Annotated in this window: 15 protein-coding genes; 7 read left to right on the plus strand and 8 right to left on the minus strand. The window is 70.4% G+C overall.

The genetic code is table 11. The features are described from left to right. Entirely contained in the window at positions 1-510 is a 510-nt protein-coding gene (locus BN159_RS27875) for a MarR family winged helix-turn-helix transcriptional regulator (RefSeq protein WP_015660352.1), read from the minus strand. A gap of 105 nt (positions 511-615) precedes the next feature. Here BN159_RS27875 and BN159_RS27880 point away from each other — a divergent pair, with 105 nt between their 5' ends. Then, complete coding sequence (locus tag BN159_RS27880; RefSeq protein ID WP_015660353.1) at positions 616-1569, plus strand: EamA family transporter; 954 nt, start codon at positions 616-618, stop codon at positions 1567-1569. Positions 1570-1650: 81 nt separating this feature from the next. Here the strand turns inward: BN159_RS27880 and pepN are convergent, their stop codons facing one another. After that, the gene (pepN, locus tag BN159_RS27885) at positions 1651-4227 is read right to left on the minus strand and encodes an aminopeptidase N (protein ID WP_015660354.1); all 2577 of its coding nucleotides are present in this window, start codon (positions 4225-4227) and stop codon (positions 1651-1653) included. Positions 4228-4339: 112 nt separating this feature from the next. Here pepN and BN159_RS27890 point away from each other — a divergent pair, with 112 nt between their 5' ends. Then, positions 4340-4810 carry a DUF1203 domain-containing protein gene (locus tag BN159_RS27890; protein WP_015660355.1) on the plus strand — a complete coding sequence of 157 codons (471 nt, stop codon included), beginning with the start codon at positions 4340-4342 and terminating at the stop codon, positions 4808-4810. Positions 4811-4822: 12 nt separating this feature from the next. On the opposite strand, the gene BN159_RS27895 is transcribed toward BN159_RS27890, so the two are convergent. Together BN159_RS27895 and BN159_RS43255 are read right to left on the minus strand one after the other, a co-directional pair. Further along, positions 4823-5848, minus strand: coding sequence for an aspartate-semialdehyde dehydrogenase (locus BN159_RS27895; protein WP_015660356.1), 1026 nt, complete (start codon positions 5846-5848; stop codon positions 4823-4825). Positions 5849-5956: 108 nt separating this feature from the next. Further along, the gene (locus tag BN159_RS43255) at positions 5957-8074 is read right to left on the minus strand and encodes a TerD family protein (protein WP_015660357.1); all 2118 of its coding nucleotides are present in this window, start codon (positions 8072-8074) and stop codon (positions 5957-5959) included. Positions 8075-8192: 118 nt separating this feature from the next. Between BN159_RS43255 and BN159_RS27905 the strand changes: the two genes are divergently transcribed. Then, positions 8193-8738: a sigma-70 family RNA polymerase sigma factor gene (locus tag BN159_RS27905; RefSeq protein ID WP_193384294.1), complete on the plus strand. Its 546-nt coding sequence runs from the start codon at positions 8193-8195 to the stop codon at positions 8736-8738. A 1-nt stretch (position 8739) separates the two neighbouring features. Beyond that, positions 8740-9483, plus strand: coding sequence for a hypothetical protein (locus BN159_RS27910; RefSeq protein ID WP_015660359.1), 744 nt, complete (start codon positions 8740-8742; stop codon positions 9481-9483). A gap of 106 nt (positions 9484-9589) precedes the next feature. Here the strand turns inward: BN159_RS27910 and BN159_RS27915 are convergent, their stop codons facing one another. From BN159_RS27915 to BN159_RS27925, 3 genes are all read right to left on the minus strand, one after another. Then, complete coding sequence (locus tag BN159_RS27915) at positions 9590-12880, minus strand: S8 family serine peptidase (RefSeq protein ID WP_015660360.1); 3291 nt, start codon at positions 12878-12880, stop codon at positions 9590-9592. 180 nt (positions 12881-13060) lie between these two features. Continuing rightward, entirely contained in the window at positions 13061-14128 is a 1068-nt protein-coding gene (locus tag BN159_RS27920; RefSeq protein ID WP_015657210.1) for an IS110 family RNA-guided transposase, read from the minus strand. Between the two features lie 233 nt (positions 14129-14361). Further along, positions 14362-14895: a CGNR zinc finger domain-containing protein gene (locus tag BN159_RS27925; protein WP_015660361.1), complete on the minus strand. Its 534-nt coding sequence runs from the start codon at positions 14893-14895 to the stop codon at positions 14362-14364. A 130-nt stretch (positions 14896-15025) separates the two neighbouring features. Between BN159_RS27925 and BN159_RS27930 the strand changes: the two genes are divergently transcribed. The 3 genes from BN159_RS27930 (at position 15026) to BN159_RS27940 (ending at position 18386) form a co-directional block, all read left to right on the plus strand. Beyond that, positions 15026-15469 carry a VOC family protein gene (locus BN159_RS27930; protein ID WP_015660362.1) on the plus strand — a complete coding sequence of 148 codons (444 nt, stop codon included), beginning with the start codon at positions 15026-15028 and terminating at the stop codon, positions 15467-15469. Between the two features lie 2 nt (positions 15470-15471). Further along, on the plus strand, positions 15472-16350 hold the full coding sequence (locus tag BN159_RS27935; protein WP_015660363.1) for a pyridoxamine 5'-phosphate oxidase family protein: 879 nt from the start codon (positions 15472-15474) through the stop codon (positions 16348-16350). Between the two features lie 248 nt (positions 16351-16598). Beyond that, complete coding sequence (locus BN159_RS27940) at positions 16599-18386, plus strand: TIGR03767 family metallophosphoesterase (RefSeq protein WP_015660364.1); 1788 nt, start codon at positions 16599-16601, stop codon at positions 18384-18386. Here the strand turns inward: BN159_RS27940 and BN159_RS27945 are convergent. Continuing rightward, complete coding sequence (locus BN159_RS27945) at positions 18383-19621, minus strand: RNA-guided endonuclease InsQ/TnpB family protein (protein WP_015660365.1); 1239 nt, start codon at positions 19619-19621, stop codon at positions 18383-18385. The genes BN159_RS27940 and BN159_RS27945 overlap by 4 nt on opposite strands. Positions 19622-19782 lie beyond the last annotated feature (161 nt).

Consider the following 19782-nt stretch of genomic DNA (forward strand, 5'->3'; position numbering starts at 1 on the left):
CTAGCGCGTCGCCCCGGACAGCAGCTCCCGCAACAGGTCGGCCAGTTGGCCGGCCTGTTCCGCGTTCAGGGCGGACAGCGCCTCCGCCTGGACGGCGAGCCCCGCGCCCACCGCCTCGTCCACCAGCCGCAGCCCCTCGTCCGTCAGGCTCACCTGGAGCCCCCGCCGGTCGTGCGGATCGGGCGACCGGCGCAGCAGCCCGGCCCGCTCCAGCTTGTCCAGGCGCCCGGTCATCCCCCCGGTGGTCAGCATCAGCGTCGCCGAGAGCTGACGGGGCGAGAGGGTGTACGGCTCTCCCGAGCGGCGCAGGGTCGCCAGTACGTCGAACTCGCCCCGGGAGATCCCGAAGCGGCCGTAGGCCTTCTCCTGGCGGTCGCCCACGGTGCGTGAGAGGCGGTTGATCCGCCCGAAGACCGCCATCGCGGCCGTGTCCAGGTCGGGCCGCACGATCGCCCACTGGTCGACGATCGCGTCGACGGCGTCCTTGCGCTGCTCAGGGCTTGCGTTCATGCGCCGAGTATCCGGGCTGGAAGGGTCGGCCGCAAGAAAGTGGCTTGACGGAAAGTAGCTTAGGAGTAAGCTACTTTCTATCGACCTAATTGAAGGGTGCGTCCCATGGCCACCAGCCGCCCCGCGCTCATAGCCCTCACCGCCCTGGCACCCGTCTCCTGGGGCACCACCTACTACGTCACCACCGAGTTCCTGCCGCCGGACCGCCCCTTGTTCACCGGGCTGATGCGCGCCCTGCCCGCCGGACTGCTTCTGCTCGCGCTCGCCCGGGTGCTGCCGCGCGGCGTCTGGTGGTGGAAGGCGGCGGCGCTCGGCGCGCTCAACATCGGCGCCTTCTTCCCGCTGCTGTTCCTGGCCGCGTACCGGCTGCCGGGCGGGCTCGCCGCGGTCGTCGGCTCGATCGGGCCGCTCTTCGTCGTCGGCCTCTCGGCACTGCTGCTCGCCCAGCGGCCGACGGCACGCGCGCTGGTCACCGGGGCGGCGGCCGCGTTCGGGGTCAGCCTGGTCGTCCTGCGGGCGGTCGGCGCGCTGGACACGCTCGGTGTGCTGGCGGCCCTCGCCTCCACCGCGTCGATGTCCACCGGAACCGTGCTGGCCAAGAAGTGGGGCCGCCCCGAGGGCGCCGGGCCGACCGCGCTGGCCGGCTGGCAGCTCACCGTCGGCGGACTGCTCATCGCGCCGGTCGCCTTCCTGGTCGAGGGCGCGCCGCCCGCGCTGGACGCCCGCGCGGTCGGCGGCTACCTCTACCTCGCCCTGGCCGGCACGGCCGTCGCGTACTGGCTCTGGTTCCGCGGCATCGGCCGCCTCACCGCCACCCAGGTCACCTTCCTGATCCCGCTCTCCCCGCTCACCGCTGCGGTCGTCGGCTGGGCCGCGCTGGGGCAGTCGCTGACACCGGTGCAGGTGGCGGGCATGGTGCTGGCGCTGGGGGCGACGGTGGCCGGGCAGTTGGTGCCGGCAGGCCGCGGCGGCGAGCGCGGCGGCATCGTCCGATCGGTCGGCTTCCCTGAGAAGACCGGTCCCGCGCACCGGCGTGACCATGCGCGAGCCGGCCGTTGACCGTCCGGTGTGTCGGACGACGAAGGCGCTCCGAGCGGTCTCGGAGCGCCTTCGCCAGTCCCTCTGTCGACCCCTTGTGGGCTACTCGGCCGCCGCCGCGTCCGCCGCCTGGGCCTTCAGGGCTCGTTCCACGCCCGACCTGGACTCGGAGACCAGGCGGTGCAGGGCCGCGTTCGGGGCGGCCTCGGTGAGCCAGGTGTCCGTGCGGGCCAGGGTCTCCTCGGAGACCTGGATCGTCGGGTACAGGCCGACCGCGATCTGCTGGGCGATCTCGTGGGAACGGGCGTCCCAGATGCCCTTCAGGGTCTCGAAGTACTTGTCCGTGTACGGCGCCAGCAGCTCGCGCTGGTCGGTCTGGACGAAGCCCCCGATCACCGCCTCCTGCACCGCGTTGGGGAGCTTGTCGGACTCGATGACCGAGGCCCAGGCCTCCGCCTTCGCCTCGGGGGTCGGGCGGGAGGCGCGGGCCGTGGCCGCGTGCCGCTCACCGGCCGCCGTCTTGTCCCGCTCGTACTCGCCCGCGATCTCCGCCTCGTCGAAGCGGCCCACCGCGGCGAGCCGCTCCACGAACGCCCAGCGCAGCTCCGTGTCGACGGCCAGGCCCTCGATGGACTGCGAGCCCTCCAGCAGCCCCTCCAGGAGGTCCAGCTGCTCCGGCGTCCGGGCCGTCGCCGCGAAGGCGCGCGCCCACGCCAGCTGGTGGTCCCCACCGGCCGGCGCCGCGTGCAGGTGGGCCAGCGTGGCGTCGGTCCAGCGGGTCAGCAGGGCCTCGCGGGCGGTCGGGTCGGCGTACAGCTCGATGGCCAGCTTCACCTGACGGTGCAGCGACTGCACCACGCCGATGTCGGACTCCTTGCCGATGCCGGAGAGGACCAGCGAGAGGTAGTCGCGGGTGGCCAGTTCGGCGTCCCGCGTCATGTCCCACGCCGACGCCCAGCACAGCGCGCGCGGCAGCGAGGACTCGAAGTCGCCCAGGTGCTCGGTGACATGGGCCAGCGACTGCTCGTCGAGGCGGACCTTGGCGTACGACAGATCGTCGTCGTTCAGCAGCACCACCGCCGGACGGCGCTTGCCGACCAGCTGCGGTACGGCCGTCAGCTCGCCGTCCACGTCCAGCTCGATGCGCTCGTCGCGCACCAGCTTGCCGCTCTCCTCGTCCCGCTCGTACAGGCCGACCGCGATGCGGTGCGGACGCAGCGTGGGCTCGCCCTTCGCGCCCGCCGGCAGCGCCGGGGCCTCCTGGCGGATGGCGAAGGAGGTGATGACACCCTCGGCGTCCGTCTCGATCTCCGGGCGCAGGACGTTGATGCCGGCCGTCTCCAGCCACGCCTTCGACCAGGTCTTCAGATCACGCCCGGAGGTCTCCTCCAGCGCGCCGAGCAGGTCGGAAAGGCGGGTGTTGCCGTACGCGTGGGCCTTGAAGTACGCCTGCACGCCCGCGAAGAACTCGTCCATGCCGACGTAGGCGACGAGCTGCTTGAGGACGGAGGCGCCCTTGGCGTAGGTGATGCCGTCGAAGTTGACCAGGACGTCGTCCAGGTCGCGGATCTCGGCCATGATCGGGTGCGTGGAGGGCAGCTGGTCCTGGCGGTACGCCCACGTCTTCATGGAGTTGGCGAACGTTGTCCAGGCGTGCGGCCAGCGGCTCTCGGGCGCATAGGCCTGGCAGGCGATGGAGGTGTAGGTGGCGAACGACTCGTTCAGCCACAGGTCGTTCCACCACTCCATGGTGACCAGGTCGCCGAACCACATGTGGGCCAGCTCGTGCAGGATCGTCTCGGCGCGCATCTCGTACGCCGCGTCCGTCACCTTGGACCGGAAGACGTACTGGTCGCGGATGGTCACCGCACCCGCGTTCTCCATCGCGCCCGCGTTGAACTCCGGCACGAAGAGCTGGTCGTACTTCTTGAACGGATAGTCGTAGTCGAACTTCTCCTGGAACCAGTCGAAGCCCTGCCGAGTGACCTCGAAGATCGCGTCCGAGTCGAGGAACTCGGCGAGCGAGGGCCGGCAGTAGATGCCGAGCGGGACGGACTGGCCGTCCTTCTCGTACACGCTGTGCACGGAGTGGTACGGGCCGACGATCAGCGCGGTGATGTACGTCGAGATGCGCGGCGTCGGCTCGAAGGACCAGACGTTGTCCTTGGGCTCCGGGGTCGGCGAGTTGGAAATGACCGTCCAGCCCTCGGGGGCCTTCACGGTGAACTGGAAGGTCGCCTTCAGATCGGGCTGCTCGAAGGACGCGAAGACGCGGCGGGCGTCCGGGACCTCGAACTGGGTGTACAGATACGCCTGCTGGTCGACCGGGTCGACGAACCGGTGCAGTCCCTCACCGGTGTTGGTGTACGCGCAGTCCGCGACGACCCGGAGGACGTTACGGCCCTCCAGCAGGCCCGGCAGCGCGATCCGGGAGTCCTTGAAGGACGCCTCCGCGTCGAGCGGCTCGCCGTTGAGGGTCACCTCGTGCACGGCGGGAGCCACCAGGTCGATGAAGGACTCGGCGCCGCTCTCCGCGACGTCGAAGCGCACCGTGGTCACGGACCGGTAGGTGCCGCCCTCCTGCGCGCCGGAGAGGTCGAGATCGATCTCGTACGAGTCAACGGTCAGCAGCTTCGCCCGCTGCTGCGCCTCTTCGCGAGTCAGGTTTGTGCCAGGCACGCGGTCATCTCCTCGTTATGTGTGGGTTCGGTCATCCTTCCATGGGACCTGAGGAGAATGCGATGTCCGTTTACCGCCGGTCAGCGGCGCGTGCGCACGTGAACCTGGGCCCATGACGACCTACCACGCACACCCCATCCCCCCGACGGCCCTGAAGGAGCTCCGCTCCACTGACGACGGGGGCCGCCGGACGGTTCCCCTGACCGACGAGGAGGGCGGCTCACCCCTGCGCTGCTGCCTGCGCCGGAGCGCTCCGGGGGAGCGGATCGCCCTGGTCACGTACGCGCCGCTGCGGCGCTGGGCGGCGGAGAACGGGGTGGATCCAGGGGCCTACGACGAGCAGGGGCCCGTCTTCATCCACGCGGAGGAGTGCGGGGGGCCGCAGCCGGACGGCCTGCCCTTCGCCAACGCCCACCGCACGCTGCGCCGCTACTCGGCCGACGGCCGCATCCTCGGCGGCACGCTGGTCGACGCCCCCGACGACGCCGCCTTCCACAATGCGTTCGACGACCCGGCCGTGGCGCTGGTCCACGTCCGGGCCGTCGAGTACGGCTGCTTCCTCTACGAGGTCAGAAGGGGCTAGCCCGGCCGCGGATCAGCCCTGCTTCTCCCTGAGTTCCGCCGCCACCAGCTCCGCGATCTGGACCGCGTTCAGGGCCGCGCCCTTGCGGAGGTTGTCGTTGGAGATGAACAGGGCGAGGCCGTTGTCGACGGTCTCGTCCCTGCGGATGCGGCCCACGTACGAGGCGTCCTTGCCGGCCGCCTGGAGCGGGGTCGGGATCTCGGAGAGGACGACACCCGGCGCCCCGGCGAGCAACTCGGTGGCGCGCTCCGGGCTGATCGGGTTCTTGAAGCGGGCGTTGATCTGGAGGGAGTGGCCGGAGAAGACCGGGACCCGGACACAGGTGCCGGAGACCTTCAGCTCCGGGATCTCCAGGATCTTGCGGGACTCGTTGCGGAGCTTCTGCTCCTCGTCGGTCTCGTTCAGACCGTCCTCGACGAGGTTGCCCGCGAAGGGCAGCACATTGAAGGCGATCGGGCGCTTGTAGACCTGCGGCTCGGGGAAGTCGACCGCCTCGCCGTCGTGGGTCAGCTTGTCCGCGTCGGAGACGACCTTCAGCACCTGGCTGTGCAGCTCCGCCACGCCCGCGAGGCCCGAGCCGGACACCGCCTGGTAGGTGGTGGCCACCAGCGCCTCCAGGCCCGCCGCCGCGTCCAGCGCCTTCAGTACCGGCATCGCGGCCATGGTGGTGCAGTTCGGGTTGGCGATGATGCCCTTGGGGCGGTCCGCGATGGCGTGCGGGTTCACCTCGGAGACGACCAGCGGCACCTCGGGGTCCCGGCGCCAGGCAGAGGAGTTGTCGATCACCACGGCGCCCTGTGCGGCGACCTTCTCGGCCAGCGCCTTGGAGGTCGAGCCGCCCGCCGAGAACAGCACGATGTCCAGGCCCGTGTAGTCCGCCGTGGCCGCGTCCTCCACCGTGACGCCGTCCAGGACCGTCCCCGCCGAGCGGGCCGAGGCGAACAGACGCAGCTCCGTGACCGGGAAGTTCCGCTCCGTGAGGATCTTGCGCATGACCGTGCCGACCTGACCGGTGGCTCCGACGATTCCGACCCTCACGGTGACTCCTTGCTCTGTGGCGGTTGCGTGGCCTGGACGTTTCCATGATGCGTCCCATCCAGGCCGTTGTGTCCAATCGTTTGCCCGAGGGATGGGACGCCATTCCTGTCAGTCGCGCAGTTCGATCACCCAGGCGCCCATCGCGCGGACGTGCAGGATTGAGCTCTGGATCCGGTAGGGGCCGGAAGAACCGGTGATTTTCCGCTTGGGGAACAGGTTTTCGTCCAGTTCGAAGACATGCATGATCCCGCTCGAACCGGCGACCATCAGTTCCGCCTCGGGCCCGGTGTGACGTACGACTCCGTATCCCTCGCCCTGGTTACGCGGGCCGAGTCCGGTCGCCGCGGCGAGCGACTCCGGCTCCAGCCGCCATTTCGTGTTGTCGGTGGCGAAGACGGTCACGAAGCAGGTACCGCCCGGGTCGACGAAGACAGGGCCGAGCGCGGGGCGGCGGCGGCCCATGGTGTCGGCGACGATCACCGGCCTGCCGAAGGGGTGGTTCAGGGCGTGCACGACCAGCTTGTCCTCGTCGCCGGAGGACGTCCGTCGCACGGTCATCAGTGTGGGCGGCCCCGGGTAGCGCAGGATCGTGCTGCCCTTGCCCTCGACCGGGCCGGTGAGCAGCGGCGCCTCGTCCTCGGGGAGCACACGCAGCGTCCAGGCGCCGGTGTGCTTGACCCGTATCTTCCGCTCGGCCTGCCCCATGCTGAAGACCAGGGCGGTGCCGCGGGAGCCGTGGTTGTAGGTGGTCAGCCACTCGTCCTCGTCGCCGTACTCGTCGACGAGCTTCACCCCGATGTCGAAGCTGCGCTCGGCGCCCGGGAACTCGTACCGGAGCAGCGAGGGACGTCCGGGCCGCGGGTTGACCAGCGTGACGGTCTGCTCGCCCCGGCCCTCGTAGACGTCCCCCTTCCGGCTCTTGGCGGGCTTCGGGGTGGGCAGCGGGGCGGTGGTGAGCTCCCACTGGTGCCTGCTCTTGTCGATCGCGAGCAGGATGGGCCCCTCGGTGATCCGGACGGTTTCCTTGACCCGCTTGCCGTTCCAGGCGTGCACGAGCTGCTCGGGGTGCCGGAGTTCGTCGGGGGTGGCGCCCCGGTGGCAGTTGATCTGGAACCAGCCGTTGTGGCGGTCCGTCGCGCGGACCTTCAGTTCGGCCGCGCCGCCGCGGTAGACGAGGACCTCGGGGCCGCTCCCCTTGACCGTCTCGGCGTCGAAGGGGCGGGCCGCCGACAGGGGCAGGACGGTGAGCTTCCAGTGCCCGGAGCAGCTCACCTTCAGCTTCAGTGAGCCGCCCTTGCGGGGCGGCACGAACAGGACGCGGCCCTGGTGCTCGGGCAGGTCGTGGCAGAAGATCGTGTCGTCGCGCCCGGGGATCTCGACCTGGATCCACTTGTACTGCTCGACCCGCGCCTCCATGATCACCGGCCCGCAGTCCGGCGGGAACGGTATGTCCATGGTGATCTTGGTGCTGCCGTTGCCGCTGCGGACGTACGGTTCGAAGTCGAAGAAGGCGGATCCCCAGGACGGGGTGGTGGACGGGGCGGGCATCGACACGACGGTCGCGGGCGGCTGCACGTCGGCGACGGGCGGCTGTACGACCGCCGGCGGCGCCGACGTCTTCCCCACCCCGGCGTTCACGACCGTAGCCACCGGAGCCACCGGAGCCGGAGGAACAGCAGGAGGCACCGCGGCCACCGGCTCCTCCGCCACCACGATCCCGAAGTCCGTCGCCAGTCCCGCCAGTCCCGAGTCGTAGCCCTGCCCCACCGCGCGGAACTTCCACTCGCCGTTGCGCCGGTAGAACTCCCCGAGCACGAACGCCGTCTCGGTGGCCGCGTCCGTCACCTCGTAGTGCGCGACGATCGCGCCGTCCGCCGCCACGGTCTGCGCCGCGAGCCCCGGCACCTGCCCGAATGCGCCGTCGTCGCAGGAGGCGGCGATCAGCACCCGCTGGACCGCCGGTTCGACCTGGGGCAGGTCCAGCTCCAGCCACTCCGCGAACCGGTCACCGCCGTCCCCGGTGCCGATGTGCCGCACCGCGCCCGAGGGATGCCAGGGCTGGCCGTGGAAGACGAGGTCGGCGTCGCCGCGTACCTTGCCCGCCGCGTCCAGCAGCAGCGCCGACACCTCCACCGCGGGCGTCCCCGGCACCTTCCGGCGGACTACGGCGACCCGCAGCGGACCTGTGGGGACAGGGGTGTTGGCCCCTTTGGTGATGTTGGTCATGGGGCACATGCTGACAGTGAAGAAGGTGTGAAGGAAAGATCGAATAGAAGATTCCGGAAGTTGGGTCGAACGTTTCCGCCCCGACCGGCGTCATAGGAGAAACGCGGCGAGGGGAGGGGTGGCTGTGCTGCGCAGAATGGCCCGTCGCGGCCAGGGGGACGGCGTACCGGAGGCACCGGACGATCCCCTGGACGCGGCTCAGGAGCGCAGGGTGCGGGCGGTGCTCGCGCTCGGCGGGGTGCCGCAGGCGGACCTGTTGGACGGGGTGCAGCAGGTCCGCCTACGGCTGTTGGAGCGGGCGGCGAGCGGCCGGGAGGCGCCGCGGGACGTGTCCGCGTGGGCGGCGGTGGTCGCCTCCAACCTCGCCATGGACTGGCATCGGGCCAAGCGCCGCCAGGAGCGGCTCGGCGAACGCCTCGCCGCCCTGCGCCAGTCGGAGCACCCCTCCGGCGAGGACACCAGCGTGCTCTCCCTCGCCGTGGCCCAGGGCCTGGACGAACTGCCCGACGCCCAGCGCCAGGTGGTGGTCCTGCGCTTCTTCGCCGACCTGCCCGTGCGGGACATCGCCGAGCAACTCGCCATCCCCGAGGGCACGGTCAAGAGCAGGCTGCACACGGCGGTACGGATTCTGCGCACCCGCCTGCACGAGGACGAGGTGGTGTGACGTGACCGCCGAACACAGCGGCATCGACGCGTTGATGGCCGCGATCACCGACGAACCCCTGCCCGAGGGGGCGGACGACGCCGTCCGCGCCGAGCACCGCTCGGCCACCGCCGACCTCGCCGTCCTGCGGGAGCAACTGGACATCATCGGCCGCGCGCTGGCCGAACCCGGCGCACCCGCCCCGGCCCCGCGACCGGCCCCGGCACCCCGTCCGGTACGGCAGATCCGGCGCCGGATGTTCCGGGTCGCCCTCGGCTCGCTCGCCGTGGCCGCGGCCGGGAGCGTGGTGGTGGGCCTGGGCTGGCTGATCTCCCTGTCCGGCACCGGTGCCGACGACTCGGCGGGTTCGGCTGCCGACTCCGGCAAGTCGCAGGCCTCGTCGGAGGCCCAGGCCGAGCTAGCCCTCGGCAGCCCGCACTATCTCGCCTGCGCGAGCCTGGTCGCGGAGGGCGAGGTCACCTCCGCCGAACCGGACGCCGAGGCCGGGCGGTTGCGGGTGAGCGTGAAGGTGACCCGCGTCCACAAGCAGTCCGAGAGGTCCGGGCCGGCCGAGGGGGATTCCGTGACCTACGCCGTCGACGAGGCCATCGACCCCGGCCTGCGCAAGGGCGACCAGGTCCTGTTCGGCGTCCGGGCCGGGGCAGGCGAACCCGACATGTGGGTCGTCGGCGCGCAGGAGATCGCCCTGGAACGCGAGTGGATCACCCGCTCGCTGCCCGAGTCCCGCAGGCTGACCTGCCAATAAGAGGCCTGCCAAGGCTGCCAAGGCTGCCAAGGCTGCCAAGGCTGCCAAGGAGAAAGGGCGGGCGCCCGTGAGGACGCCCGCCCTTTCTGCCGTATCGAACTGACCGCTACGGCGTGACCTTCTCGATCTTCACGCTGCCCGAGCCCGCGACCGTGCCGCGCGCGTTCAGCAGCTGGACCTGGCCGAAGAACTCACGGCCCTCCGGCGCGGCGGCCGCGGCGGTGACGCTCGCCGCGATCGTGGCGGAGTCGCCCGTGCCGAGCTTCACCGGCGTCGACTCGTCGACCGTGACCGAGCCGAGCGCGGCGGAGAAGAACACGTCCAGGTAGTCGTAGGCGGTGGAGCCGGACGGCACCGAGTAGCCCACGACCTCGATCGTGTAAGTCCCGGCGGCGGGCTTGGCGATCGAGACCGCCTCCTCCGAGTCGCCGTCGGCGGCCTGCGCGACCTGGTTGCCGTCCTGGTCGTAGACCGTCAGGTCCAGGTCGGCGGCGTTGTCCGAGACACTGCCGATCGCGACGTCCAGGGACGTGGCACCCTCGGGCACCGCGACCGTGGTGGTGTGCGTCTCGTGGTCGGCGATGGTCGGGCGGGCCGTCTTGGAGGAGCCGAGCGGGCCGCCGGCCAGCTTGCCGTCCAGGGCGGCGAACTTGTTCGTCACCTTCCAGGAGGCATCGACCGGCGTGCCGACCTTGGCCTCGGGCACGGTCACGGTCTCCGGGTCGAAGGCCGCGCCGAGGACGGTGACGTCCAGCTTGAAGGGGTTGTCGAGCACCGGCGAGGTACGCCGCGACTCGACCTCGATCTCCCAGACGCCGGGCTGCGGGTCGGCGTACGAGCGCACGTCCGGGCGGCAGCCGTTGCCGTCGAGGTAGTTGTTGTAGCAGTTCGGCGTGGACGTGGTGTCCGACGGAACGCCATAGGGGTGGATGGCGATGAAGCGGGTCTGGCTCTTGTCCTTCAGCCCGCCGATCGCGACCTCCAGCGACTTGGCGCCCTCGGGCACGGTCACGAAGTAGTGCTTGGTGCTGTTGCGCTGCACCGTGCCGGACGCCGAGTAGGTGTACTTCAGCGGCGCGGAGACCACGACCGTCGACATGACCTGCTTGTCGATGCCCTCGGTGCGCGGGTCGTCGACCTCCAGGATCGCGCTCTTCAGCCCGGCGGACCTCGGCGCGGCCTGCACCTTGACGGTGACCGGCTGGTTCAGCGGCAGGCTGACCTCGTCGGAGCCGACGATCCGGAAGGTGTCACCGGCGTTGTTCTCGAAGTGCAGCTCGTGCCGGATCGCACGGTCGGCGCCGGACGTACGGGTCAGGGTGATCTCGTACGTCTTCTTCTGGCCGGCCTTCAGACCGCCCTCGCGGTCGTACAGACCGGTGCCGAAGCCGGGCGTCTTCAGGAACTGGTCGATCGCGGTGTCGACCGGCGCCTTCACCGAGTAGGTGTGGGCGGTGGCGCCGTCCTTGATCGAGTCCCAGGCGTCCGGGATGTTGATCAGGCCCGCGCCTTCCTCGTACGCCTGGACGCCACTGATGTGGTCGGCGGTCGAGGTGAGCGCGGTGCGCAGGGTCGCCGGGGTCAGCTCGATGCCCGCGCGCTTGGCGGCGCTCAGCAGCAGCGCGGAGGCGCCGGCGGCCTGCGGGGAGGCCATCGAGGTGCCCTGGAGCATGCCGTAGCCGGCCGGCAGGGAGTAGCCCGCCTCGGCGACCGGGGCGCCCGGGAACCAGGTCTGGATGGTGTTGACGGACGCACCCGGCGCCACGAGCGTCGGGGTGAACCCGCCGTCCTCACGCGGGCCGCGGGAGGAGAACGGCATCATCGCGTACGACTTCTGCACCTGCGAGCCGTAGTTGGACGCCCAGGTCTCCTTGGACACGGAGGCGCCGACCGAGATCACCTTGTCGGCCAGGGCCGGGTCGCCGATGGTGTTGGCGCCGGGGCCGGAGTTGCCCGCGGAGATCACCAGCTGGACGCCGTACTCGTCGATCAGGCGGGTGTAGAGCTCGGCGCGCGCGTTGTTGCCGTCGTTCAGCGCCGGCAGACCGCCGATGGACATGTTGACGATGTCGACACCGCGGTTGACGACGAGGTCGATCATGCCCTCGGTGAGCGCGACGTTGGTGCAGCCGCCGGTCCAGGTGCAGGCACGCGAGGAGACGACCTTCGCGCCGGGCGCGGCGCCGTTCATCTCGCCGCCGAACAGGCCGTTGGCGGAGGTGATGCCGGCGACGTGCGTGCCGTGCTCGGACTCGATGACGCCGATGTTGACGAAGTCGCGCTTCTGGCCGACCCAGTCACCGCCGTAGGGGTCCATCGGGACGTCCTTGCGGATCTCCACGACGAACGGCTGCCGCTCGGCGACGTCGGTGTCCGGGTTGTCGGTGCCGAACCAGCCGATCTGGAAGCCGTCCTTGTACGGCTTCATCGGGGTGTCGTCACCGAAGTCGGAGTTGTTGTTCAGGTCGACCCGGACCGTGCCGGCCGCGGCGTCGTACAGCACGCCCCAGACGTCGGTGGTGTCGCCGTCCCGGTTGGCGTCGCCCGCGGCGTCGCCGCCCGCGGTGGCGGACTCGCGGAACAGGTTGACCTGGTACGACCCGGCGGGTGCCGTCCAGGTGCGGCCGGAGAAGGTGAAGCTGGGCCCGGAGACGTTGGTCGTCATCGCGCGCCAGGTGGCGTCGCTGTCGAGGATCGGGTCGGTCGCGGTGACCCAGTCGACGATCTTGCGCTCACCGGTGGTGGTCTTCTGGAGCGCCGGGTGGGAGAGGTCCACGCCGGAGTCCAGGACACCGATGGTGATCCCGCGGCCGTCCGCCTTCGGGTGGTCGTCGACGAAGTCGACGGCGCCGGTCTCGAAGGAGGGGTTGTACGGGTTCTCGGCTGGGGTGTTCTTGCCGGGGGCCGGGTAGGCGGCCGCGGTCGACGCCGACTTCTTGGTGTCGACGGCCGGGTCGTCCAGCGGGATCTCCTCGCGCAGGTCGATGCCGTGCACCGAGGAGAGCTTCGTGGCGGCGGCGATGGCCGCGTCGGCCTTGCCGGTGGGGACCGTGGCCCGGACGTAGCCGAGCTTGTCGTAGGCGCGGCCCACGGAGCCGCCCTTGACCGCGTCCAGCTCCTCGGCGACCTGCTCGGTCTTGCCGGGGGCGGTGGCGATCATCATCGTGACGTTCTTGTCGCCGGCCGCCTTGGCGTCGGCGAGCAGGTCCGCGTCGTCCGAACCGAGCTTGTCGGGTGCGGACTTGACGGCGGGGTCGGCCGCGGCCGGGGCATCCTCACCGAAGGCCATGGGTATCGGCCCGGCAGCGGAGAGCGCGGCCACGAGCCCCGCGGCCACGGCGATCCGGGCCGCGCGTCTGGCGCCCGATATGGGTTCGCGCTGGGGGGTGTGGGTCATCGGCATCCCTTGTGAGTAAAGGAACGAGCGTGGAGCGATCGCTCAGCTTTACCCAAGGCAAGGATGTTTGGGGAGAGTTGACCCAATCGAAATTCAGGGATGGGGAAAACCCGCTATCCCTTTCCGGGCGATCTTCGGCAAAGGTGTAAGTCGCCCGTAGGGTGAAGCTCCTATAGATCGTCAAGTGGTCTGGATGAGGTGTTCGGTTGTGATCCGTGGGTGGGGCAGGTGCTTGTAGACCTCACGGGCGACGAACCGTTTCAGGCAGCGGATGATGTCCTTCTTGGTCATGCCTTCGGTAGTGCGTTTGGCGACGTAGTCCCTGGTCCGCTGGTCGTAGCGCATCCGGACCAGCACGATGGTGTGCAGCGCCCTGTTGGCCTGGCGGTCGCCGCCGCGGTTGAGTCGGTGCCGGTTGGTGCGTCCCGAGGAGGCCGGGATTGGAGCGGCTCCGCACAAGTGCGCGAAGGACGCCTCCGACTTCAGGCGGTCGGGGTTGTCGCCCGCGCTGGTCAGCAGCTGGCCTGCGGTCTCCGGGCCGACGCCGGGCAGAGCGATCAGGCGCGGTGCCGCCCGGGTGACCAGCGGCCCAAGGTCCGCATCCGCCTCGGCGATCTCCTCGCAGAGCAGCTGGTAGCGGCGAGCGAGCCGTCGCAGCGTGATCTTCGCCGCGCAGACCGGATCGGCAAGGTCACCTGCCGGGCGGGAACGAGCAAGGGTGTCGACCAGTTCGCCGGTGGCCAGGCCGCGCAGCCTCTCGCGCACCGTGGCAGGGGCGGTGACGATCAGCGTGCGGATCTGGTTGATGGCCTGGGTGCGGGCCTTGACCGCCGAGCTGCGGGCCACCCGCAGGGTGCGGATGGCCTCCACGATCCCGTCGCGGGTCTTCGGGATGCCCGAGGCCCGGCCCGACAGCACGGCGGTCGCGGCGGCGTAGGCGTCGACGGGATCGGACTTGCCGTTGTCCCGCCTCGCTTTGCGATCGGGGCGGTCGACCTCGATGACCGTGACGCCGTTCGCAGTAAGGAAGCGGGCGGCTTCTGCTCCGTAGGCACCGGTACCTTCTAGGCCCACCACAAGGAGTTCACCGTGCGAGCACAGCCACTCCAGCATCTGCCGGTAGCCGTCCGGGGTGGTCTCGAACGCCCGGGTGGCCAGGTGCCGGCCCACGGTGTCGATCACTGCGGCCTGGTGCAGGTCGGTGTGGGTGTCAATGCCGCCGATGACCGCTATCTCGTCTGCTGCCATGCTGGAGCCTGCTGTCCTTCCGTACGACGCGTGAGGGAGAGCACGCGCCGGTCGGGCAGACGGACAAGACAGTGATGGGACCTTTGGCCGGGCTCCTATGAAGTCACAGACGCCCGACCGGCCACGCGCATAGCGGCTCCGCCCGGAAGGCCGACGATTCACGCCAAGGACAGCCGAAGCGCCAGTCAGTCCTTGAGTCAGACCCTCGGGCGGAGCCACAGCAATCATCACTGTCAGTCCTCCTTGGTCCGGGCGTAGTGGCGGGACGCCTTGGCGCGGTTGCCGCAGGTCGCCATGGAGTGCCAGCGGCGGGTGCCGTTGCGCGAGGTGTCGAAGAAGTACAGGACACAGGACTCGCTGGCGCAGGCGCGAATCCGGTCCGGCGCGGTGGCGAGCAGTCGGAGGTAGTCGCGGGCGGCGAGCCAGGCCGGGCCCCAGGCGGGGGAGTGGAACTCGGGCAGTTCGCCCGGTCCGTCGGCGGTGAGCGTGGCCCGGATGCGGCCGTGCGCGAGCACCGCGTCGACGAGCGGCGCCGCGTCCTTCGGTGATCCGTCGACGGCGGCCTTGATCGCGTCGCGGGCCTGGAGGAGGTGGCGCAGGGTCGTGGCGTCGGCGGAGTACGTGCCGTCCAGGTCGTTCGCCGCGAGCCAGATCGCGAGCCCCGCGGTGTCCGTGAGCAGGTCCTGAAGGGCCCCGTCCCGCATCCACCGCGTGTTCAGCAGGTCCAGCGCGAGCGGCTCGCCGAGGTGCGGGCGGGGGTCGGACATGTGGGGCTCCCTCTTCCGTACTAACCGGTCAAGGGTACGTGACCGGTTGACACTCCCCGCTTCTAACCTCTAATGTCGTTTTAAGAGGTTAGAAAAGCAAGTGCGGAAACAACTTCTGATGGGGGTAGTCATGACCTTGCGCACCGGACACGTCGGCCTGAACGTCACCGATCTGAACCGCTCGCTCGCCTTCTATCGCGACGTCCTCGACTTCGACCTGCTGGTCGAGGGCAAGGAGGACGACCGGCGGTTCGCGCTGATGGGCGTGGGCGGCACGCTCGCCCTCGCGCTGTGGCAGCAGGCGGACGGTGCCTACGACAAGACCCGGCCCGGCCTGCACCACCTCGCCCTCCAGGCGGAGTCCGTCGAGGAGATCCGCTCCTACGAGGCCGCCCTGCGCGAGTACGGCGTGGAGTTCGCCCACGAAGGGGTCGTGGCGCACGCCGAGGGTGCCGACTCCGGCGGCATCTTCTTCTTCGACCCGGACGGAATCCGCCTGGAGATCTCGGTGTCCAGCGGCGTCCAGGGCGCCCCGGCGCCCCACGAGTCCGCGCCCACCTGCGGATTCTTCTAGCCATGGGCGTCTATCACGAGGGCTCGCTCGCCGTGCAGGACCGGCTCGGCGTGCGGGACCTCGCCGCCCATGTCGGCCGGTCCATCGGGGAGGGCATCAAGCCGGTGGCCGCCGCCTTCCTGGAGGTCCAGCCGCTGCTGGTGATCGGCGCCGCCGACCCGGCGACCGGCGCGGTGTGGGCGGCGCCGCTGGCGGGGGAGCCGGGGTTCGTCCGGGCGACCGGGCCCCGGCAGGTGTCCGTCGCGGGAGGGGGCAGCCCGGCCGCCCCTCTCGCGGCGGCGCTCACCACCGAGGGCACCCCGGTCGGCACCATCGCCCTCGACCCGCGCACCCGGCGCCGGATGCGGCTCAACGGCCACGCCCGGCCCACCCCGAGAGGGCTCGCGATCGAGGCGGACCGGGTCTTCGCCAACTGCCCGAAGTACCTCCAGCGCAGAGAGACGTACGAGATCCTGTCCGACCGCGCCCCGGGCGAGCCCCGCCGGAGCGCTGAACTGACCGAGGAACAGGCCGCCTTCGTCACGGCGGCGGACACCTTCTTCCTGGCCAGCGTCCACGAGGGCGGCGCCGACGCCAGCCACCGCGGCGGCAACCCCGGCTTCGTGCGCGTCGACTCCCCGCGCGAACTGAGCTGGCGCGACTACCCGGGCAACGCCATGTTCCTCAGCCTCGGCAACCTCGCCGCCGACCCGCGCGCCGGACTGCTCTTCCTGGACTGGACCTCGGGCACGGCACTGCACCTCACCGGTGAGGCCCGGATCGAGTTCACACCCGAACGGCGAGTCCGTTTCACCCTTTTTGAGGCGATCGAGATTCCGGCCGCCGTACCCCTGCGCTGGTCCGCGCCGGAGTACTCGCCCGCGAACCCGGAACAGCCCTGAAGTCCCCCCGAATACCCGCCGGATACCCGCGAAGATGAACACGGAGTAACCGCGCCCCGGCCGCCCGAGGAGCGGCCGGGGTCGCGCAGGGTGGACCGAGATCCACGTACGGTGATCGGCGCTGCGCGTTGCCGCCTCGTTCACGCGCAGGTCATTCCCGGTGCCAACGATCCAGAGCGAGCGGGTTGTTCGCGACAGCGACGCCCGTGACCACTGCCGACGCGTCACGCACTCGGGGAGACCGCGCCATGTCGCGCATACGCTCTGTCGCCAGCTCCGCGCTGGGCGTCCACCGCCGTACCGTCCTCGCCGCCGCCGGTGCGGTGTCCCTCTCCGCCGGAGTCGGCTACGCCCTGCGGCCCACCGACAGCCAGGCCGCCACCACCGGCACCCCGGCGGCCGCCGCCCCCGGGGAGGCCCCGGTCGCCTCCTCGCGCCGGGCACCCTTCCTGCCGCTGCGCCCCTACAACCGCGGCACCACCCTCGCGACCGTCGCCGCACCGCGCGGCACCTCCGGCTACCGCCAGCTCGCCGACGGACCCGGCTGGCGCCGCATCGTGCGAGACGAACTGGCCGCGCCCAAGTCCGGGCGCGCGGACCGCCGTTCGACGCTCGCCGCGTTCGTACAGCTCACCGACCTGCACATCATCGACGCCCAGCACCCGATGCGCCTGGAGTACCTGCGCTCCACCGATGTGCACGCCTGGCGCCCGCACGAGGCGCTCACCGTGCACGGCGCCGTCTCGCTGGTCGAGCGGGTCAACGCGCTGCGGGGCGCCCCCGTCACCGGCGCCCCGCTCCAGTTCGCCATGACCACCGGCGACAACACCGACAACAACGCCCGCACCGAACTGGAGTGGTTCCTCACCGTCCTGAGCGGCGGCCGGATCACCCCCAACTCCGGTGACGAGCGGCACTACGAGGGCGTCCTCAACAGCGGCCTGAAGCAGTTCTGGCAGCCCGACTCGAACGTCCGCGACCAGGACAAGCAGCTCGGCTTCCCGTACCTGGAGGGCTTCCTGGCAGCGGCGATGCGGGAACTGCGGAGCCCCGGCCTGACGATCCCCTGGTACTCCACGGTCGGCAACCACGACTCCCTGCCGCTCGGCTGCTACGCCTCGCACGGCGACACCTACCTCACCGACTACGCCGTGGGCGGCAAGAAGCTGATGAGCCTGCCCGCGGCCGAGGCCAAGAAGCTCCAGGACGCCCTGAAGCAGGCCAAGGACCCTCAGGGCGCCCTGCTCCGCGAGGTGCTCAAGGCCCACACCCGGGACATGCGCTCGGTCACGGCCGACGAGCGGCGCGCCCCCTTCACGCCCACCGAGTACATCAAGGCCCACCTCGACCCGGCCCACCAGGGCGTCGGCCCGGTCGGACACGGCTACTCCACGGCGAACCTCGACGCGGGCACCCAGTACTACAGCTTCCGCATCGCCGACGACGTCATCGGCATCAGCATGGACACCACCGACGCGGGCGGCCACTACGAAGGGTCCATCGGCAGCACCCAGTTGCGCTGGCTGGACAAGACGCTGCGGGACAACAAGGACTCGTACGCCATCGTCTTCAGCCACCACACCAGCGAGACGATGGACAACACCCGCCCCGACCCGGCCCGGCCCACCGAGCGGCGCCACAACGGCCAGGAGGTCCTCGCCCTCCTCGGCAGCCACCCCAACGTGCTGGCCTGGGTGAACGGCCACATCCACCGCAACGCGATCACCCCGCACTCGGCGCCCGACGGCCGCTCCTTCTGGGAGATCTCCACCGCCTCGCACGTCGACTACCCCCAACTCGCCCGGATCATCGAGCTGGTGGACAACAAGGACGGCACGATCTCCCTGTTCACCACCTGCGTGGAGTCCGCCGCCCCGCACCGCACCGACTTCACCGACCTCTCCCAGACCGGCCTCGCCGCCCTCTACCGGGAGCTCTCCTTCAACGCCCCCGGCGCCCGGACGGACCTCGCCGGAGCCCTCAGGGACCGCAACACCGAGCTGGTCCTCAAGAAGGGGTCAACTACCCGTCGCTAATGCGACGGGTTTGCACAACGGGCGTCACTGGGTGTGGCGCTGCGTTTGCGTCCGGCTCTGCCCCGCTGTCGCGGTGGTGGAGCGGGGGCAGTTGACTGTGCCCCGCGTCGCCACAACTGCCAGGCGCGAGCCCGGATGTTGCGGGAGCTGTTCCGGTCCGCGTGATCAACGAATCCGCAGGACCGGCAGGCGAACCAGGCCTGGGAGACCCGGTTCGCCCTGTCCACGTGCCCGCACTCCGCGCAGGTACGGGAGGTGTATGCCGGATCGACGTACACCACCGGCACCCCCGCCCGGCGGGCCTTGTACGCGATGAACTGCCCCAGCTGGGCGAAGGCCCAGCTGGAATGGGTGGCCCGTTGGGGCTTTCGAAGCCGTACCCGTTCGCGGATGCCCGTCAGGTCCTCCAGGGCGATCCCGCGACCGGTGCGTTCCGCCTCAGCCACCACATGCTTCGCGATCTTGTGGTTGATGTCCTTCGCCCGCCGCGCCTCCTTGCGACGCCGCTTCTTCAAGCGGCGCTTGGCGGACGGGGTGTTCTTCTTCTGGAGCTTCGTACGGAGCTTCCGCTCTCTGACCCGGATGCGGTTGAGCTCACGTCCAGCCATGATCTCGCCGTCGGATGTGGTGGCGATGTTCACGATGCCCAGGTCGATGCCGAGGAAGTCCACCGGATCGGTGTTCAGCGGCGCTTCGGGAACGTCGCAGGTGGCGTTCAGGAACCACATGCCGTCCCGGCACAGCAGGTCGGACTCGCCCCTGCGGTACAGGGCCAGGGTGGCCAGCTGCTCCGGGCCCGCGGTGAACGCCACGTCCTTGACCCGCCCCGAAACAGTCCAGATCGAGATCCGGCGCTGGTCGATCTGCCAGGACAGCATGCGGTCGTCATACGGCTGCGCACCCTTGGGGCGGAAGGCGACCGGCTCCTCCACCGCCCGGCGGTACCGCTTTGAGCCGGGCTTGCCCAGATTCCCAGCCTTCAGACTGGCCTTCAGCACGGTGTATGCGTCACACACCTTCTTGATGACGTGCTGGGCGGCCTGCGCACCTAGGCCCCAGCGGGCCTTGATCTCGGTGTAGGTGTGCTCGCGCAGCGCGAAGTTCCTCTTCACGTCCTTCTCGAAGGCGACCGCGCTCGCCCAGGTCGCCGCTTCGTTGCAGGCGAGCAGGGTCGCCTCAAGGGCCGCCGCCTGCACCGGCGTCGGCAGCAGTCTGACCTGCACCACCAGCTTCACGATCGTCAAACCTACACACGCGTACGAGCATCCACCGCACGTTCACCATCCATCACCCGGCCGAGTGAACCCGCCACCTCATGGACACAGCACGGCTCTGCCGTGCCACGACACTCGACCGCTCCGCGGCCGAGTACGCACGAGCGATGCCACGGCGCTCC

The sequence above is a fragment of the Streptomyces davaonensis JCM 4913 genome, assembly GCF_000349325.1.
In the GTDB taxonomy this organism is placed as follows: domain Bacteria; phylum Actinomycetota; class Actinomycetes; order Streptomycetales; family Streptomycetaceae; genus Streptomyces; species Streptomyces davaonensis.

Excerpts from the sequence above, each read along its gene's own strand:
- BN159_RS27875 (WP_015660352.1), bottom strand. The coding sequence starts at position 510 with ATGAACGCAAGCCCTGAGCAGCGCAAGGACGCCGTCGACGCGATCGTC.
- BN159_RS27880 (WP_015660353.1), top strand. The coding sequence starts at position 616 with ATGGCCACCAGCCGCCCCGCGCTCATAGCCCTCACCGCCCTGGCACCC.
- BN159_RS27890 (WP_015660355.1), top strand. The coding sequence starts at position 4,340 with ATGACGACCTACCACGCACACCCCATCCCCCCGACGGCCCTGAAGGAG.
- BN159_RS43255 (WP_015660357.1), bottom strand. The coding sequence starts at position 8,074 with ATGACCAACATCACCAAAGGGGCCAACACCCCTGTCCCCACAGGTCCG.
- BN159_RS27915 (WP_015660360.1), bottom strand. The coding sequence starts at position 12,880 with ATGACCCACACCCCCCAGCGCGAACCCATATCGGGCGCCAGACGCGCG.
- BN159_RS27920 (WP_015657210.1), bottom strand. The coding sequence starts at position 14,128 with ATGGCAGCAGACGAGATAGCGGTCATCGGCGGCATTGACACCCACACC.
- BN159_RS27925 (WP_015660361.1), bottom strand. The coding sequence starts at position 14,895 with ATGTCCGACCCCCGCCCGCACCTCGGCGAGCCGCTCGCGCTGGACCTG.
- BN159_RS27930 (WP_015660362.1), top strand. The coding sequence starts at position 15,026 with ATGACCTTGCGCACCGGACACGTCGGCCTGAACGTCACCGATCTGAAC.
- BN159_RS27935 (WP_015660363.1), top strand. The coding sequence starts at position 15,472 with ATGGGCGTCTATCACGAGGGCTCGCTCGCCGTGCAGGACCGGCTCGGC.
- BN159_RS27940 (WP_015660364.1), top strand. The coding sequence starts at position 16,599 with ATGTCGCGCATACGCTCTGTCGCCAGCTCCGCGCTGGGCGTCCACCGC.